We start from the raw sequence: 579 nt of genomic DNA, 5'->3' as shown, positions 1-579 counted from the left end.
AAGTTAAGCTTAGAGAGTAATAAAGAAACCATTGATGCATATATTAATGGTAAAAATACCAATGATTTAATTTTAGATCATGTAGAAGTTACTTTAAAAGGTGGCAAGCCTAATGAAAAAATAGAATGGAGTTTAAATGGAGATGCTACTTTAGGTAGTCAAGAAGCAACATTTAATGCTAGTGGTGAAGCTAAGGCAGTTATTACTTCTAAGGCTCCATTTAAAGCTAATCCTGTAATTAGTGTAAATGCTATGGGTAAAAATTTAAGTAAAACTATTACTTATGATGTTAGAAAATTTGATCCTATATTTGTATATCCAAGCTTTAAAAGTGAGTTAAATACCATAGATTATAAGAGTGATTTTAAAATTACTGTTAGTGGTTTATTAGCTGATAGTGCTGTAAAAGTATTAAAAGATGAAAAAGTTACTCCTAAAAAAGAAAGCTTTAATGTTAATGATAAGGGTGAAGCTACTTTAGAATTTAGTGGCATTAGTGATTATAGTATTAAAGATTTCAAGATTAGTATTGAATATTTAAAACAAGGAGATATAAAAGATACTAAGACAAGTGATACT

The 579-nt window shown here is 27.5% G+C and carries 1 protein-coding gene; it reads left to right on the top strand.

Going from position 1 to position 579, the window contains the following annotated elements; translation table 11 throughout:
* Positions 1-579: hypothetical protein (locus tag L8X28_RS08310; RefSeq protein WP_263666059.1), on the top strand; the 579-nt coding region annotated here is incomplete at both ends.

This window comes from Campylobacter sp. CNRCH_2016_0050h, from assembly GCF_025772605.1.
Classification (GTDB): domain Bacteria; phylum Campylobacterota; class Campylobacteria; order Campylobacterales; family Campylobacteraceae; genus Campylobacter_D; species Campylobacter_D lari_D.
The sequence above is the reverse complement of the archived record's forward strand: the minus strand, read 5'-3'. Positions and strand labels throughout refer to the sequence as shown.